Raw genomic sequence first — 13,432 nt, 5'->3', positions numbered from 1 at the left:
GCTACGGACGGCTACGTAGTTCCGTCCGACACGGACTCTTCCGTGTGGTCCGTACGTCCACTGGAGACCAGGTGGTGACGGAACCACGCGGTGATTTCGGCGTCGACGGCCGTGGCCTGGGGCAGCTGCGGGGCGGGCTCGACGCCGGGCGGCTCGGCGAGCGGATGGGCCAGGTCAGGCACGGTTATCAGCCGCACGTCGTCGGGCCGCCGGTACCGCCCGCGCAGCGCGGCGGCCAGCTCGGCGGTGTCCGCGCGGAATGTCGGGTAGTCCTGCTCGCCGCTGACCAGCAGCAGCGGCGGCTGGGCCGGACCACCGGCGATGTCACCCGATCGGGCGACGAAGTCCAGGTCGGCGGCGGCTTGGGCGGCCTCGTCGGTCCACCGGTAAGGCTGCTCGGTGAGGCCTTCGATCAGCGCGACCAGGGACCGGGCCCGCACGGCCGCGTTCACCACCGCCGCCGCGGCGACCGGAATCCGGCGCTCGGCCAGGACCCGCAACGCCACCGCCCCGCCGAGGGACCCGCCGACCACGCCGATCGGCCCGTCGTCCACCGGCAGCCGCTCCCGCAGGTCCGCCAGCGCGGCGGGCAGCTCATCGACCGCCTGCCGGACGAAGGGAGCGGCGTAGGACAGCACCGCGTCCTCGATGGCGCGGGCGACCACCGCGTCCATCGACCCGTCGGCCATCCGCGCCCCGCACAGCGGCATCCCCAGGTGCACCCGCCAGGCGGGCACACCGGCCAGCGGCAGCGCCGCGGCGAACGCGGCGTCGGTGCGCGGGGCGTCGATCATGTGCCAGGTCAGCACCAGCGGCGCGGGTCCCCCGGCCGGGACGGCAGGCGGCAGCGCCGTGAACGGCACGCCCGCCGCCACTCCGCTGACGATTTCGGTCTGCCGCTCCCCCATGGCATTGCTCCTTCCCCAAGTGGCCGTCTCGTCGCCACGGGGCCACTGTAGACAGCAGCGGGCGAAATCAAGATCGTTTTTCGGCGGCGGTTACCACTTGGCAAGGAAGCGGGCGGCGACATGACACGTGGGCGCATCGGGTGGGTGGTCGCGACTCTCGTCGCCGCGAGCGCGTGCACGGCCGGTGTCCCCGGCGCGCCGATTGCCGCCCCGATTTCCGCGCCGACCACGAGCGTGCCCCGCGCCGACGTCGCGGCCTGCGCCGACGGGGACTGCGAGGTCACCGTGACCGCCGCGGCCGTGATCGCGTTCGAGCCGCGCCTGCGGGTCGGCGAGCTGACCGTGCGCTCGATCGAGCGGAACGTGGTCACCCTGCAGATCCCGATGATCGGCGGCGCGGGCTTCGGCTGCGCCGGTCCGGACTGCTCGTCGACGATCACCGGCGCGGACGAGGACGGTCAGACCACCGGCCGGGCCAGCACCCGGCCCGGCGGCCGGGTCACCGCGAACGGGGTGGCGGTCGAGGTGCTGTCGGTGGCCGACGGAGCGGCCGTCCTGCGGATCAGCCCCACGGCCTGACCGCTCACCCTGGCGGAACAGGCGCCTCGGTCAGGTCCGCCAGCACCGCGCGGAACCGGGCCAGCACGGGCGAGACGTCCGCGCGTCGGTGGATCAGCGCGAGTTCGTGGGTGGGCGGGTCGGCGAGGTCGAGGTAGCCGACGCCGCTGCGGGGGACGGCGCGCGCCGACGCGGGCAGCAGCGCGACCCCGACGCCGCCCACGACCAGCGCGGCGATCGTCTGGAGCGCCACGGCTTCCTGCGCGACCTTCGGCGTGAACCCGGCCGCCTGGCACGCGGCCAGGATCCGCCCGTGCAGGCCGGGGCCCAGGTCGCGGGGGAAGAGCACGAACGGCTCGTCGGACAGCTCGGCCAGCCCGATCGCGGCCCGGGCCGCGAGCGGGTGCCCCGCCGGGACCGCCGCCACGTACGGCTCGCGGAAGACGACCTCGGCGGTGAGCAGGCCGTCGTCGTCGTGGATGGGCGGGCAGCCCAATCCGGCGTCGGTGGTGTCGGCGCGCAGCGACCGCACCTGCGCCGCCGTCGGCGCCTCGGTGAGGTCGAGCCGCACGTCGGGGTGCCTGGCCCGGAACGCGGCGAGCAGGCGGGGCAGCAGGTCGAAGGTCGCCGACCCGACGAACCCGAGCCGCAGCCGACCGGCGAGCCCGGCGACGGCGCGGCGGCCGGTGTCCACCGCCCGGTCCGCGCGGGCCAGCACCGCCCGCGCCTCGTCGAGGAACACCGCGCCCGCGGCGGTGAGCCGGACGCCCCGGCTGGTGCGGACGAACAGCGGGCCGCCCAGCTCCCGCTCCAGCCTGCGCACGGCCGCGCTCAGCGGCGGCTGCGCCATGTGCAGGCGGACAGCCGCCCGCCCGAACCCGCCTTCCTCGGCCACCGCGACGAACTGCGCCAGCAACCGGAGATCGATCGCGGCCATACGCCGAGAGTATCGCCGGGGCCGTGGATCGGTATTGGACACCGCACTGGATCTTCCCGACGGTGGAGGTATGCGCGTTCCCGTCACCCTCGCCCTGCTCGTCACCACGCTGATGGCCGCCCTCGCCCCGCCCGCCGACACCGAGCCGCGGCGGCGCGCCCTGGTCGCACGGACCGTCGACGGTTTCCGCATCGCCGTGCGGGAAGTCCTGGCCGGGCGGCGGACCGGGCGGGACCCGGTGCTGCTGCTGCACGGCGCCCGGGTGCCGAGCGCGGCCTCGTTCGACCTGCCGGTGCCCAACGGCTCGCTGGCCGAGGACCTGGCCCGCGCCGGGCACCCGGTGTACCTGGTCGACGCGCGCGGGTACGGGTCCTCCCAGCGCCCGGAGGCGATGCAGCGGCCGCCGGAGCGGTCGGCGCCGCTGGTGCGCGGCGCCGAGGTGGTCCGCGACCTCGACGCGGCGGTCGACCTGGCCCGGCGGCGGACCGGGGCCGAGCGGGTGGCGCTGTTCGGCTGGGCGACCGGCGGGCAGTGGGCGGGCCTGTACGCCGCGCTGCACCCGGACAAGGTCGGCGGCCTCATCCTGTTCAACAGCCTCTACGGCGGCAGCGCCGAGCACCCCGGCATCGGGCACGGCTCACCGTTCGAGGACCCCGACCACCCCGGCCGGTTCCACTTCGCGGCCTTCGGCGGCTACCGGCACAGCACCGCGGCCGCGCTGCTGCCGTCCTGGGACTCGTCCATCCCGGACGCGGACAAGTCCCGCTGGCGCGACCCCGAGATCGCCGCCGCCTACCAGCGGGAAGCGCTCGCCAGCGACCCGCGGTCGGCCGAGCAGGACCCGCCCGCGTTCCGGGCGCCGTCGGGCGCGCTGGAGGACAGCTTCTACCTGGCCACCGGCCGTCGGCTGTGGGACGGCTCCGCGGTCGGCGCGCGGGTGCTGATCGTGCGCTCCGAGCGCGATTTCTGGAGCCGTCCGGCGGATGTGACGGACCTGCGGCGCGATCTGGTGCACGCGGCCGAGGTCCGCGCGGTGACCCTGGCCGGGGCCACCCACTACGCCCACCTGGACCGCCCGGAGCGCGGCCGGGACCGGTTGCTCGCCGAACTGCTCGCTTTCCTAGACGGGTGACTCGCCTGGTGGTCGCGGGCGGGCGTCGCGCAGGCGGATGCCGCTGAACCCGAGGGTGCTGCCGACCACCGCGTCCCAGAACCCCACAGGTCGTCGAGCAGCCGCAGTTGGATGCCCGCTTCGCGGTGCGGGCGCAGCAGGTCGCCGAACGGCGTGAAGTGCTCGGCGGGGAACCGGTAGGCGAACAGCCGGGCGCGCGGGAACCGGTCCATCCAGCCGTGCTCGACCACGTGCGCCCGCTCGCCGCCGCCGGGCCCGAGAACGCGGTCCCGGTCGGCTGCGGTGGTCGTGGGGAGGGTCCACACCAGCGCGCGCGGGCAGTCTCGGGGGAACCAGTAGTCCGGGGCGCGGGCGTGGTCCACCGCCCAGACGAACGCTTCCGGCTGCCGGACCGTCGCGGCGCCGTGCGGGACGAACCGGGTGATCGTGGGGTCCTCGGAAAAGTGCAAGACCTCCCCTGGCTCGGGGCGCATGTCCCGCGGCTCAGCGGGGGCCGATCGCGTCGACCACGACCCGGGTGATGTCGCGGACGACGCGCTCCTCGCCGGGGGTGTCCGGGTCGGTGCGGGTGGTGTAGACCGAGATGATCAAGGGGCGCGCGTCCGGCGGCCACACGATGGCGACGTCGTGGACGCCCCCGTAGGCGGGAGTGCCGGTCTTGTCGCCGACCTTCCAGTCGCTCGGCACGCCCGCGCGGATGCGGCCGCCGCCGGTCGTGTTCGCCAAGAGCCACCCCGTCAGCCGCTCGCGGTCCGGGCGGACGAGGCCGTGGCCGAGAGTGAGCGCGTAGAGGTTCCTGGTCATCGACCCGGGCGTCGTGGTGTCGCGCCGATCGCCGGGAATGGCGGAGTTCAACTCGGTTTCCCACCGGTCGAGGCGGGTGCGGTGGTCGCCGAGGGTGCGGGTGAACGCGGTGATCGCGCCCGGCCCGCCGAGTTCGCGCAGCAGCAGGTTGCCCGCGGTGTTGTCGCTGTGGGTGATGGTCGCTTCGCAGAGTCGGGCGACCGTCATGCCGGTGGCCACGTGCTTCTCGGTGATCGGCGAGTGGGGCACCAGGTCGGCGCGGGTGTAGTGGACGACCCGGTCGAGCAGGCCGGGCTCGTCCCGGCGGGCCTTGCGCAGGATCGCGGCGGCGGCGAGCACCTTGAACGTCGAGGCGATCGCGAACCTCTCCCCCGCGCGGTAGGCGATGGCGCGGCCGTCGCCGGTGTTGAACGCCGACACCCCGATCCGGCCGGGGTAGTCCGCTTCGAGTTCACGCAGCCGGTGCCGCTTGTCCGAGCGGGCGACCGGTCCCGCATCGGCGCTCCCGGCGTGGGCCAGCCCGAACAGCGTCGGCACGGCCAGCATGGACGCGAGAACGGCACGTCGTGAAAGATCGATCCCCATTGGCCCGAGCATACGGACTAGTGCCCGCGCCCACCTGGCGGTGTGGTCAGCGCCCCAGAAGGTCAGGTGGGGAAATTGTCAGCGGGCGGGTTCCGCTCGGGCGTAAGGGAAGGGGAGGTCGGACTCGGCGACCACGGTGAAGCGGGCGGCCGGATGGTCTTTCACCGCTTGGAAAGCGGCGTCGGTCAGCAGGGTTTCCCCGGATTCGGCGGTGTCCTCGCCGAGTTTGGACGCCTTGTTCATCTCGTCGCCCATGGCGAGGTTGGGGCCGATGGCGAACACGTCGCCGTAGCCGATGCCGATGCCGCACTGGGGAACGAGGTCGTCGGTGTTCGCCTCCGCCAGTCGGGTGTGCAGGGCGAAGGCGGCGTCGATGGCCTGGGTCGGGGAGTCGAACAGGACGGTCAGGTTGTCGGCGAAGGCGTGGGTGAGTTCGGCGCCGAAGTCGGCCAAGACGGGGGCGCACACCTGCTGGAAGCGCAGGATTCGGCGCAGAGCGGCCACTTCGCCCAGGCGCAGGCTGGTCGAGGTCAGGCCGATGGAGTCGATTTCCAGGACGGCCTTGCGGTGGATGTGGCGGGCGCGGAAGTCCGCCTCGGACAGCGCACCCCGTTCGACATCAAGCAGATCGCGGTAAACCGTCTCGGGCCACATGCCCAGCGCGGCCAGTTTTGTCAAATCTGTCAACAACTCCGGTGTCCTCGCCATCCCCGTCCCCGATCGGCCGTGTAGATCATCCGGCATCGCCAGGCCACCGGCGCCGTGATCCCGGTTACACAGCCGAAACAGTCACTTCGCCCAGACGACGGCCTTGACCACCGACCGGCCCCGGCGTCGGTCTCCACGAACTCGATCAGCGCGACGCGGCCTTCGGTGGTGCGCACGCAGACCACTGTCCCCCGGGTGAAGGTGAACACCGGCAGTCCCGCGAGAGCGCCGGTCACCTGCCGCGCGCAGTCCAGCCCGGTCGGGCGGCCTAAGCCGACCCACAGCGCCAGCGTGGATTCCGCGGCCGCGTCGATCTGGGTCGGCACGGTGATCACGACATCGTCGCACCGCGCGCTCGTCGCGGGCGGCTCGCGGTCGAGGTCGATCCCGGGCACCACCGGGACGCCCCGGGCGAGCGAGTCGGCGATCTCCCGGCGCACCCAGTCCCCGGGGTTGTCGAGCCTGCGCCCGCCGGTCTCGTCGCGCGCGGTCTCCCAGTCGCGGCCGGTGACGGCCAGCACCATGTCGGCGCGCGCCAGCGCGGACAGGATCTCCGGCGGGTACCTGCGCCCGATGGGCAGCGACCGCGAGTCCACGAACACCTGCTCGTCGCCCAACCGGCGGGCGAGATGGGCGTAGAGGGTCTGGGTGAGGTGGGCCTGATCCCGCTCCCGGTAGTTGATGAACACCAGCGCCATGGACACCCGCCTCTCCCGCCCTGTGGATCACCCGAGGCGGGGTCGGCGCTACCGGTCGCCGGGCGGCAGCACCAGCAGCCGGAACAGCCGCTCCAGGTCTGCCTCGGGGTCGGCGGTCAGGCCGGTGTGCGTCGGCGAGGTCTGCACCAGCGTGCTGCGCGGCGCGGTCAGCCAGCGGAAGTGCTGACCAGGCGGGATCCCGGTGACCGGGTCGCCGACGACGCCGTCGCACGACCGGCACAGGTGGCTCAGCGCGTCGGCCAGGACGTCCAGGTCCAGGGCCGGGTCCAGGGCGAGCAGCCGATCGGGCGCCACGTGCGTGCGGCAGCGCAGGTAGTCCAGCGGCGCGCAGTAGAGCAGCAGGCCGACGTTGATCGCCTCGCCCCGGTCCTGGCGCGGCACCGCGCGCAGCAGGGCGTACTCAAACACGTGCGGCACGAGTCGCCTCCAGTGCGTCGACCCAGCGCGACGAGGTCGCCAGGCGGGCGTCGAAGAACGCGGTGTACGCGGCCCGGGCGTCGTCCGGGGTGGCGAACGCGCCGTCTTGGGCGAGCCACTCGTCGGGGACCAGCGCGAGCGTCCGGCGCAAGAGGTCGCCGGTGAGCAGCGGCCGCAGTTCGCGGTCCGCCTCGGTGACCGGACCGGCGACGGGCAGCATCACGTGGTCGCCAGCGTCGTAGCGGTAATCCGGCGCGGGCCGCCAGCCGGGGCCGAAGCGGTGGTGGAAGTACAGCGCGGCGCCGTGGTCGATCAGCCACACGTCCCGGTGCCACAGCAGCAGGTTCGGGTTGCGCCAGCTGCGGTCCACGTTGAGCACCAGCGCGTCCAGCCACAGCACCCGGGCGGCCAGGTCGGGGCCGGGGTCGCGCACCAGCGGGTTGAAGTCGAACGAGCCGGGCAGGTAGTCGAACCCGAGGTTGCGGCCGCCGCTGGCGCGCAGCAGCTCCTGCACCTCTTCGTCGGGCTCGGCGCGGCCCAGCTCGGGGTCGAGGTCGGCGAGCACGATCTCGGGCACCCGGAAGCCCAGCGCCCTGGCCAGCTCGCCGACGATCACCTCGGCGACGAGCGCCTTGACGCCCTGGCCCGCGCCGCGGAACTTGAGCACGTACATGCCCAGGTCGTCGGCCTCGACCAGGCCGGGCAGCGAGCCGCCCTCCCGCAGCGGGGTGACGTAGCGGGTCGCGGCGACGGCGCGCAGCCCGTTGGCGGTGGACACCCCCGCATCATGCCGTGGGCGGCGGACTGAGCCCCGCGCGGGCGCGGCGCAGCAGGTCGCGCTCGGCGGCGTTGCCCGCGCGGGCTATCGCGGCGTCGTAGGCCAGCGCGGCGTCGTCGGTCCGGCCGAGGCGGCGCAGCAGGTCGGCGCGGACGGCGTGGAAAAGGTGATAGCCGGTCAGGTCGAGGCTGTCGACGACGGCGAGCGCCGCGTCCGGCCCGTCGGCCTCGGCCAGCGCGACCGCGCGGTTGAGGGCGACGACCGGGCTCGGGGCGAGGGCCATGAGGTGGTCGTAGAGCCGCAGGATCTGCCCCCAGTCGGTCGGCGGCGGGTCGCTGTGGACGGCGTTGATCGCGGCCTGGACCTGGTACGGGCCCGGCCGCCCGCGCCGCAGGCACCGCCGGACGATGCCCTGGCCCTCGGCGATCAGGGCGCGGTCCCACCGGCCGCGGTCCTGGTCGGCGAGGCGCACGAGCTCGCCGGACGGGGTGGTGCGGGCGGGTCTGCGCGCCTCGATGAGCAGCATCAGCGCCAGCAGGCCCAGCGCTTCCGGCTCGTCGGGCATCAGGTCGGCCAGGAGCCTGCCCAGGCGGATGGCCTCCGCGCAGAGGTCGTCGCGGACGAGCCGGTCGCCCGCGCTGGCCGTGTGGCCCTCGGTGAAGATCAGGTAGACCACCGCGAGGACGGCCCGGAGCCGGTCGGGGAGGTCCGCCTCGCGCGGCACCCGGTAGGGGATCTTGGCGGCGCGGATCTTGGCTTTCGCGCGGACGATCCGCTGGGCCATGGTCGGTTCAGGGACCAGGAACGCGCGGGCGATCTCGGCGGTGGTGAGCCCGCCGAGCAGCCGCAGCGTCAGCGCGACCTGAGCGCCGGTGGCGAGGGCGGGATGGCAGCAGGTGAAGATCAGCCGCAGGCGGTCGTCGCGCACCGGCCCCTCCTCGATCGGCTCGTCGCGGGCGTGCAGGAGGGCGGCCTGGGCGTGCCGGCCGTCGCGGGCGGCCTCGCGGCGCAGGCGGTCGACGGCCCGGTTGCGGGCGGTGGTGATGATCCAGCCCGCCGGGCTCGGCGGCGGCCCGGTCTCCGGCCAGCGCAGCACGGCCTCGGCGAAGGCGTCCTGGACCGCGTCCTCGGCGATGTCGATGTCGCCGAACACGCGGACCAGGACGGCGACCGCCCGGCCGTGCTCCTGGGCGAACACCCGCGCGATCTCGGGCGGCCCGGTCATCTCACCCGCCCTGCATCGGCCGCACCTCGATCGGGAGCGTGCTCGCCCCGGCGAGCCGGGCGGCCCAGTCCAGCGCGGCGTCCAGATCGGCCGACTCGATGATCACGAACCCGCCGATGTGCTCCTTGCCCTCGGTGAACGGGCCGTCGGTCATGAGCAGGTCGCCGTCTTTCACCCGCACGACGGTGGCGGTGTCCGGGTCGTGCAGTCCGGAGTCGAACACCCACTCGCCCTTGGCCTTGAGGTCGTCCATCACGACCCGGCAGTCGGCCATGATGGGCTCGATGACCTCGGGCGGCGGGGGTGGCCCGTCGGGCTGATAGAAGCTGAGCAGGTAGCGCGTCATGGCGTTTGTCCTCCTGGGTCAGACGGTACTTCCGCCATCTACACGAACGGCCCGCGCCCGGATCGACACCGGGCGGGAAAAACCCTTCGTTCGGTTGTGTGACCGCGCCCACGTCCTGAACACAGTTCAATTAGGCTTCGGCCATGGCCGGTCGAGTCCCCATCCACGACACCCGCCCGCGCTCGCGCTACGCGGCGGGGCTTCCCGCCATCACCGCTGAGCGCATCGTCGACGAGGCGTTGCGGCTGACCGAGGAACACGGCCTGGAGAACTGGACGCTGCGGCAACTCGCCGCGGCCGTCGAGGCGTACCCGGCGGTGGTCTACCACCACGTCGGCGACCGGGAAGCGGTCGCAGCCGCCGTGCTCGACCGGGTGGCGGGCATGATCCCGCTCCCGCCAGCCGCCCTGCCCTGGCGCGACTGGTTCCGCGTGCTGCTCGGCGAGTTGCGCGTCGTGCTGCGCCGGTACCCCGGCACGGCCAGACGCCTTGCCGCGCGCGGTCCCGGCGTCGAGCGGGCCGCGCCGATCGCCGACCGCGGCGTTGCCCTGCTGCGGGAAGCGGGCTTCGGCACGGAAAGCGTGCTCGCCCACACCACGCTGTTGGGCACGGCCTGCCAGTTCATCGCCACCGAGGACGACCGCGGGGCCGAGGTGCACCGCGCCGACCCGGCCGCCACGGGTGAGTTCGCGCACGACATCGCCGAGCACCCCGAGTCGGTTCCCGGGTTCTTCGCGGGCTTCTACGACTACGTCGTCGAGCGGACGCTGGACGGCATGGCCGCGCGGCTCGCCCGAATCCGCGAAACCTGACCCAGAACGCCGTTCAGTCCCGGCGCGTTTGGCAGGCCGCGCGCGAGGTATCCGTCCGGCATGGCGGACGCGGTGGGGCAGGTGCGGTTGACCGACGACGGCCCGATGCTGGTGGACGGGCCGGTCGTGGTGCGCGGGGCGGACGGGTCGGCCGTGCGGTCCGACCGCTTCGTGACGGCGGTGTGCACGTGTCGGCGGAGCAAGATCTATCCGCTGTGCGACGCCAGCCACCGGACGCGAAAGCGCGTGACGGCGGTTCGGTCCGAAGGCGACGGCGTCGAAACGGCTGAAACGTAGCGGAAACACGCGGTTTGGGCTGCCGCTGCTGAGGTATTCGCCGCTCATGCTGCTACTAAGAGCACCTGGGGTGTACCGACCGCAGGGCGACACCCACCTCCTGCGCACCGCGTTCGCGACCGCGGGAATCCCCCGTGGGGGAACAGTGTTGGACATCGGCACCGGAACCGGGGCGATGGCCATCACCGCCGCGCGCGCGGGCGCGCGGCACGTCACCGCCGTCGACGTGTCACACCGGGCGGTGTGGACGGCCAGGGCGAACGCGCTGCTGCACCGGCTGCCCATCCGGGTCGAGCACGGCGACGCGCTGGACACGGTGGCGGGCAAGAGCTTTGACGTCGTGCTGTCGAATCCGCCCTATGTGCCGTGCGCGTCGCCGACGCCACCCGCCAGCGGCCCGGCCAGGGCGTGGGACGCGGGCCGCGACGGCCGGGCCTTCCTGGACCGGTTGTGCGCCAGGGCGCCCGACCTGCTCAATCCCGGCGGCGTCATGTTGATCGTCCACTCGACACTGTGCGATGTGGATAAAACGGTGCGCGTTCTGCGCGGCGGCGGCCTGAAGGCCGCGGTGGTGGCCCGCGCGGACGAGCCGTTCGGGCCGGTCATGAACGGCCGGATCGACCTGCTGGAGCGGGAAGGGCTGATCGCCCCGGGCCAGCGGCACGAAGAACTCGTGGTGGTCCGGGCCGATCGCCTTCCCACGCCGGTGTAGCCAGGCTCACGGGCGGTCGTCCGGCAGTGGCGAGAGCAGGGACGACCGCCCCGAGCGCCAGGCGCCCAGCAGGTGCTCGGCGAGTCTGCTTTCCAGCAGTTCCGTTGCCAGCACACCGAATACCACGTCCCCGGCCAGCTCCGGCTCGTCCGCGAGCAGCCCGCCGACGACGTCCCGGCGCATCACCTGCTCGTGCACGGCGTCGGCTTCGACGTGCTCGGCGAAAAACCGGATGGCCGCTGGCCCCGCGCCCAGCCGTCGCAGCGCGGAGACCATGCGCTGGGCGCTCGGCGGGGTGCTGATCTCCGCGGCGGTGAAGTGCCCGACGAGCGCGCCCCGGTGCGCGCGGTGCAGGCCGAACAGCGACATCAGGTTGACCACCGCGATCGCTGGCGCTGGCACGACGTCGAGGTAGTGCAGATACGCGCTGCTCAGTCCGGTCTCGTCAAGCAGGTCGGCGTAGAGCCGGGAGTGCATCCGGTCGGCGTGCCCGCCGCCGAACTCGTCGAACTCGACCGCGACCAGCGCCGCCTTCGCCCGGCCGCGCAGCCGCGGAATCACCCACGCGTGCGGGTCGGCCTCCTTGAGGTGGTACACCGACCGGTGGACGAAGTACTCGCGGACGTGCCACCACTGGCCCTCGTCGCGCAGGAAGTGCGACACCCCGTCGCCGGGCACGCGCTCGACCAGCAGGTCCGCCAGCACCGCGTCGATGTCGGTGCCCGCGCGCGTCTGGGCGCGCAGTCCGTGCCGGAACCGGCGTTCCAGCGCGCCGCGCAGGCGCAGCAGTTCGGGGTCCCACTCCAACTCCGGCCGCACACCGGGGAAACCGCGGTAGTGCAGTTCGTAGAGCAGGTGCAGCGCGATGGTGAGGTCTTCCCCGTGCGGGTCGGCGCTGAGCGCCTCGGCCACCGGCAGCGCGCCGGGCTTGCCCTCCAGCGCGCGGCAGACGGCCGAGGACAGCTCACCGCGGGCGGCGGGCAGCGTCGGACGGGCGGTGGAGCCCGCGGACATCGGATCGGGTGCGGCGGCGGGGTCAACCAGGGTCATATTCCAGTCCTTTCGCGTGACCCGGGCCGATTACCCGACGGGGTGGTCTCCCACACGCGGGCGGTCACCGCGTCCAGCACCGCTTCCTGGCCCCGCTCGACCGCGGCGCGCTGGCGGTCCGCCCCGGTGCCGCGCCCGCGCAGGGCCACGATGGCGGCGCGGGCGCGGTCCAGGTCGTCCATCTCGCGCAGCGCGGGCTCGACCCAGGCGACCAGCCGGTCGACCAGGCGGACCGCCGTGGTCGGCGCGCCCAGCACCGGGTCGACCGCCCGCCCGCGCAGGCCGTAGCGGGCCGCCGCCCACACCGCAGCCGCGGCGAGTTGCGGGTCAAGGCGCGGGCCTTCGCGGCCGACCGCCAGTTCGGCGAGAGCGGTCCGCACGAGGGCGCGGCTGAGCGCGGCCTGCAACACCGCCTCCCACGGCTCGATCACCGTGTCGGCCGCGCGCAGTTCCACCGTCGGCAGGTGCGGCGAGCAGCGCGCCAGCCAGAACGTCATGCGGTCGTCCACCAGGACGCCGCAGTCGACCAGCCGGGCCACCTGCCGGTCGTAGTCCGCGGCCGAGGAGAACCAGGGCGGCAGCCCGGACCCGGGAAACCGGGACTGGTCCACCATCCGCAGGCTGGCGTGGCCGTGGTCGCGGCCGTCCCGCAGCGCGGAGTTGGCCGACAGGGCGAGCAGGGTGGGCAGCCAGGGCGCCACGTGGTTGAGGACGGCCGCGCCGGTCTCCCGGTCCGGGACGCCGACGTGCACATGGCAACCGCAGGCCTGGTAGTCGGCGACGAGTGTGGTGAAGCGGGCGTGCATCTCGTCGAACCGCGGCCCCGGCGTCCGCGCGGGCGGGGACCCGTCCAGCACCGGGACCCCGCTGGCGACCAGGCGCAGCCCCCGGTCGGCCGCGGCGGCGGCCAGGACGCGCCGCCCGTCGCGCACCTGCGCCCCGAGTTCGGCGAGCGAGCGGCACACCCCGCTCGCCGCCTCGACCTGGGTGCCGAGCAACTCGGCGTGCAGCGCGGGCGTCCCGCCCGCCGCCCTGGCCGCGGCGAGCACGTCGGCCGCCGCGGCCACCGGCAGCCCGGTCACCGGGTCGACCAGCAGGAACTCTTCTTCGACGCCGATGGTCACACCGACGTGCTGACTGTGCCGCACGGGACTCCTCGCCGGTCGGGAAGCACGCGCGGGTGTAGTTCCCGAAGCGAACCGGAATCAACCTCGGCGAGCCGGAGCCGTCCAGCCAGGCACCGCCCAGTGGCCGCTCAGCGGGCTGTTTCCAGCAGGTGTCCACCACGTAGCGGCGGCGACAAACGCGGCGAGAATCACGGCCAGGAAACAAAGCCCCAGGAAGCGCCGGGTACGTCGCGCGAATGGACTCCGTCACGGATCGAAGCCCGACCCGACCACCTCGGGCGACGGCACACAGCATCCCGGCGCGACGCCCCGCTGTC

General features: G+C 73.9%; 17 protein-coding genes. 5 read left to right on the top strand and 12 right to left on the bottom strand.

Translation table 11 applies throughout. The features are described 5' to 3' along the window. Positions 1–11: 11 nt before the first annotated feature. Positions 12–908: an alpha/beta hydrolase family protein gene (locus BLS56_RS16200; RefSeq protein ID WP_091451249.1), complete on the bottom strand. Its 897-nt coding sequence runs from the start codon at positions 906–908 to the stop codon at positions 12–14. Positions 909–1,028: 120 nt separating this feature from the next. Between BLS56_RS16200 and BLS56_RS16195 the strand changes: the two genes are divergently transcribed. Beyond that, the gene (locus BLS56_RS16195; protein WP_091451246.1) at positions 1,029–1,487 is read left to right on the top strand and encodes a hypothetical protein; all 459 of its coding nucleotides are present in this window, start codon (positions 1,029–1,031) and stop codon (positions 1,485–1,487) included. Between the two features lie 4 nt (positions 1,488–1,491). Here BLS56_RS16195 and BLS56_RS16190 read toward each other — a convergent pair whose 3' ends face one another. Continuing rightward, complete coding sequence (locus BLS56_RS16190; protein WP_175482866.1) at positions 1,492–2,403, bottom strand: LysR family transcriptional regulator; 912 nt, start codon at positions 2,401–2,403, stop codon at positions 1,492–1,494. Between the two features lie 70 nt (positions 2,404–2,473). On the opposite strand from BLS56_RS16190, the gene BLS56_RS16185 reads away from it, so the two are divergent. Further along, positions 2,474–3,535, top strand: coding sequence for an alpha/beta hydrolase (locus BLS56_RS16185; protein ID WP_175482865.1), 1,062 nt, complete (start codon positions 2,474–2,476; stop codon positions 3,533–3,535). Here BLS56_RS16185 and BLS56_RS16180 read toward each other — a convergent pair. The 8 genes from BLS56_RS16180 to BLS56_RS16145 all read right to left on the bottom strand — a co-directional run bounded on the left by BLS56_RS16180 (position 3,460) and on the right by BLS56_RS16145 (position 9,117). Beyond that, positions 3,460–3,984 carry a DUF6886 family protein gene (locus BLS56_RS16180; protein ID WP_228771677.1) on the bottom strand — a complete coding sequence of 175 codons (525 nt, stop codon included), beginning with the start codon at positions 3,982–3,984 and terminating at the stop codon, positions 3,460–3,462. The genes BLS56_RS16185 and BLS56_RS16180 overlap by 76 nt on opposite strands. A gap of 34 nt (positions 3,985–4,018) precedes the next feature. Next, a complete protein-coding gene (gene bla / locus BLS56_RS16175; RefSeq protein WP_228771676.1) occupies positions 4,019–4,924 on the bottom strand; it encodes a class A beta-lactamase in 906 nt (301 codons plus the stop codon). A gap of 78 nt (positions 4,925–5,002) precedes the next feature. Beyond that, positions 5,003–5,611 carry a nucleotidyl cyclase domain-containing protein gene (locus tag BLS56_RS16170; protein WP_139190735.1) on the bottom strand — a complete coding sequence of 203 codons (609 nt, stop codon included), beginning with the start codon at positions 5,609–5,611 and terminating at the stop codon, positions 5,003–5,005. Continuing rightward, positions 5,608–6,330, bottom strand: coding sequence for a TIR domain-containing protein (locus BLS56_RS16165; RefSeq protein WP_228771708.1), 723 nt, complete (start codon positions 6,328–6,330; stop codon positions 5,608–5,610). The genes BLS56_RS16170 and BLS56_RS16165 overlap by 4 nt, the downstream gene beginning before the upstream one ends. Positions 6,331–6,378: 48 nt before the next feature. Continuing rightward, entirely contained in the window at positions 6,379–6,768 is a 390-nt protein-coding gene (locus BLS56_RS16160) for a DUF3037 domain-containing protein (RefSeq protein ID WP_091451237.1), read from the bottom strand. Next, a complete protein-coding gene (locus tag BLS56_RS16155; protein WP_091451235.1) occupies positions 6,752–7,546 on the bottom strand; it encodes a HipA family kinase in 795 nt (264 codons plus the stop codon). Before BLS56_RS16155 ends, BLS56_RS16160 begins: the two co-directional genes overlap by 17 nt. A 7-nt stretch (positions 7,547–7,553) precedes the next feature. Then, positions 7,554–8,771: an RNA polymerase sigma factor gene (locus tag BLS56_RS16150; RefSeq protein ID WP_091451232.1), complete on the bottom strand. Its 1,218-nt coding sequence runs from the start codon at positions 8,769–8,771 to the stop codon at positions 7,554–7,556. A 1-nt stretch (position 8,772) separates the two neighbouring features. Next, positions 8,773–9,117 (bottom strand): YciI family protein, encoded by a 345-nt coding sequence (locus BLS56_RS16145; protein ID WP_091451227.1) that lies wholly within the window; start codon positions 9,115–9,117, stop codon positions 8,773–8,775. Between the two features lie 143 nt (positions 9,118–9,260). On the opposite strand from BLS56_RS16145, the gene BLS56_RS16140 reads away from it, so the two are divergent. The 3 genes from BLS56_RS16140 to BLS56_RS16130 are packed head-to-tail and all read left to right on the top strand — an operon-like array spanning position 9,261 to position 10,938. Then, on the top strand, positions 9,261–9,929 hold the full coding sequence (locus BLS56_RS16140) for a TetR/AcrR family transcriptional regulator (RefSeq protein WP_091451224.1): 669 nt from the start codon (positions 9,261–9,263) through the stop codon (positions 9,927–9,929). 60 nt (positions 9,930–9,989) lie between these two features. Then, complete coding sequence (locus tag BLS56_RS16135) at positions 9,990–10,226, top strand: CDGSH iron-sulfur domain-containing protein (RefSeq protein ID WP_091451222.1); 237 nt, start codon at positions 9,990–9,992, stop codon at positions 10,224–10,226. Between the two features lie 46 nt (positions 10,227–10,272). Next, positions 10,273–10,938 carry a HemK2/MTQ2 family protein methyltransferase gene (locus tag BLS56_RS16130; protein WP_091451220.1) on the top strand — a complete coding sequence of 222 codons (666 nt, stop codon included), beginning with the start codon at positions 10,273–10,275 and terminating at the stop codon, positions 10,936–10,938. Positions 10,939–10,944: 6 nt separating this feature from the next. Here the strand turns inward: BLS56_RS16130 and BLS56_RS16125 are convergent, their stop codons facing one another. Both BLS56_RS16125 and BLS56_RS16120 read right to left on the bottom strand, forming a co-directional pair. After that, a complete protein-coding gene (locus BLS56_RS16125) occupies positions 10,945–11,988 on the bottom strand; it encodes an iron-containing redox enzyme family protein (RefSeq protein WP_407640524.1) in 1,044 nt (347 codons plus the stop codon). Next, positions 11,985–13,136, bottom strand: coding sequence for a carboxylate-amine ligase (locus BLS56_RS16120; protein ID WP_091451218.1), 1,152 nt, complete (start codon positions 13,134–13,136; stop codon positions 11,985–11,987). Before BLS56_RS16120 ends, BLS56_RS16125 begins: the two co-directional genes overlap by 4 nt. Positions 13,137–13,432 lie beyond the last annotated feature (296 nt).

Origin of the sequence: Actinokineospora iranica (assembly GCF_900101685.1) — a bacterium.
Lineage (GTDB): Bacteria > Actinomycetota > Actinomycetes > Mycobacteriales > Pseudonocardiaceae > Actinokineospora > Actinokineospora iranica.
This window is presented reverse-complemented; position numbering and strand designations above follow the sequence as displayed.